We start from the raw sequence: 576 nt of genomic DNA, 5'->3' as shown, positions 1-576 counted from the left end.
GCTTGATGGCGAGTGAGGCCGCCGCTGCGGGGAGGACGACGAGCTCATCGGGGTCGGCCTCCGTGTCGGCCGAGGACGACCTGCTGCTCGTCTCGCGGGACGCCATGTCGGTGCGCTTCCACGCGACCGACGACGTGCTGCGGCCGATGGGCCGCTCGACGAGCGGTGTCACGGGCATGAAGTTCCGCGACGGCGACTCGCTGCTCGCGCTCAACGTCATCGAGGACGGCACCGACCCGGACGTCTTCGTCGTCTTCGACAACGGCGTCGCCAAGCGGACCTCCGCCTCCGAGTGGACCGCCAAGGGCCGCTCCGGCCTCGGCGTGCTCGCGGCGAAGTCCGGCAAGGGCGGTCGGCTCGTCGGTGCTCTCGTCGTCGACGAGGACGACGAGGTCATGGTCGTCATGGAAAAGGGCAACATCGTCCGCTCGGCGGTGGCCGAGGTCAACCGGACGAGCCGCAACACCCAGGCGTCAGCTTCGCCTCGCCGCGCAAGGGTGACGAGATCGTCGCAGTTGCTCGCAACGTCGACCGTGGCGAGGACGCGGAGCCGGGGGTCCGAGCACCCTCGCCCCC

Annotated in this window: 1 protein-coding gene; it reads left to right on the top strand. The window is 70.5% G+C overall.

Annotated features, from left to right (window positions below; all coding sequences use genetic code 11):
- Positions 1–62 precede the first annotated feature (62 nt).
- On the top strand, positions 63–576 hold a 514-nt coding region (locus B277_RS15560; protein WP_007930097.1), incomplete at its 3' end, for a DNA gyrase C-terminal beta-propeller domain-containing protein.

Source organism: Janibacter hoylei PVAS-1, assembly GCF_000297495.1.
In the GTDB taxonomy this organism is placed as follows: Bacteria; Actinomycetota; Actinomycetes; order Actinomycetales; family Dermatophilaceae; genus Janibacter; species Janibacter hoylei.
Note: the sequence above shows the minus strand (reverse complement) of the source record. Positions and strands in the feature narration are given on the sequence as shown.